Here is a 1,352-nt window from a genome sequence, read left to right as displayed (position 1 = left end):
CCAGGGGGTGGGAGTCGTGATTCCGGAGCACAAGATCCAGGAGGTCCTCGAACGGGTGGACCTCGTCGGGCTCATCTCCCGGCATGTCGACCTGAAGAAGGCCGGGCGCGAATGGAAGGCCTGCTGTCCCTTCCATCAGGAGAAGACCCCCTCGTTCTACGTGGTGCCGGAGAAGCGCTTCTATTTCTGCCATGGCTGCCGCGCGAGCGGTGACGCGGTGTCCTTCGTCCAGCGCTACCTGGGCAAGACGTTCCTGGACGCGGTGCGGGACCTGGCGCGCGAGCTGGGCGTGGACCTGGAAGCCGAGCAGGACCCCAGCATGCGGGAGCGGCAGCAAATCAAGGAGGCCACGGACCAGGCCGCCGAGCACTTCCGTGCCATGCTGTGGCAGCAGGACGAAGGCCGCTCCGCCCGCGCCTACATTGCCAGCCGCGGCGTCTCCGAAGAGACGGCCATGGCGTTCGGCCTGGGCTGGGCGCCCCTCGAATGGGCCTCACTGACGGAGCGCTTCCAGAAGCTGGGCATGCTGGAGTGGGCGGCGAAGGCCGGCCTGGTCCTCAAGCGCAACAGCGGCGACGGCTACTACGACTTCTTCCGCAGCCGAGTGATGGTGCCCATCCGCGCGCCGGAGGGCCGCCCCATCGCCTTCGGTGGCCGTCTGATTGGCGCGGACGAAGGGCCCAAGTACCTCAACTCGCGCGAGTCCCGGCTCTACAACAAGAGCGAGACGCTCTTCGGCATGGACCAGTCCCGCGACGAGATTCGCAAGCGCAAGGCCGCCGTGCTGGTAGAGGGCTACTTCGACGCCATCGGCCTCCACCAGGTGGGCGTGCGGCACGCGGTGGCGCTGTGCTCCACCAACCTCACCGCCGGACACATGCAGGTGCTGAAGCGCGCCGAGGCCCGCGAGCTGATCCTGCTGTTGGACGGAGACTCGGCCGGCCTTGCCGCTGTCGAACGGCTTTCCGGTCCCCTGCTCGCCGCGGGAGCGACCGCGCGAGTTGCCCTGCTGCCGCAAGGGGATGATCCAGACACCTTCGCGCGTCGAGAGGGCCAGGAGGGCGTGGAACGGCTGCTGGAAGGCGCCCACCCGCTCACCGGCCACCTGTTCGCGTCGCTCCTCCCGGAGAGCAAGGCCGCGAGCTTCGAGGAGAAGATGGCAGCGCTCGAGCGGCTCAAGCCGGTGGTGGGACAGGTCCCCGTGGGCCTGGTGCGCGCCACCCTCTTCAGCGCGGTGGCCGAGCACTTCGGCTGGCGGCCTGCGGACGTGGAGGCGGCCCTGCGCAGCAAGGTGCCCCTGCCCAAGCCCGCCAGTGGGGACGCACCTCCTTCGAGCCCCAACCGTCCCGCCC

The 1,352-nt window shown here is 69.2% G+C and carries 1 protein-coding gene; it reads left to right on the top strand.

Going from position 1 to position 1,352, the window contains the following annotated elements:
• Positions 1-7: 7 nt before the first annotated feature.
• Positions 8-1,352, top strand: a 1,345-nt coding sequence (dnaG, locus tag FL344_RS38115) for a DNA primase (RefSeq protein WP_141621942.1), incomplete at its 3' end; no start/stop codon positions are given.

Source organism: Myxococcus sp. AB036A (assembly GCF_006547355.1).
In the GTDB taxonomy this organism is placed as follows: Bacteria; Myxococcota; Myxococcia; order Myxococcales; family Myxococcaceae; genus Myxococcus; species Myxococcus virescens.
This window is presented reverse-complemented; position numbering and strand designations above follow the sequence as displayed.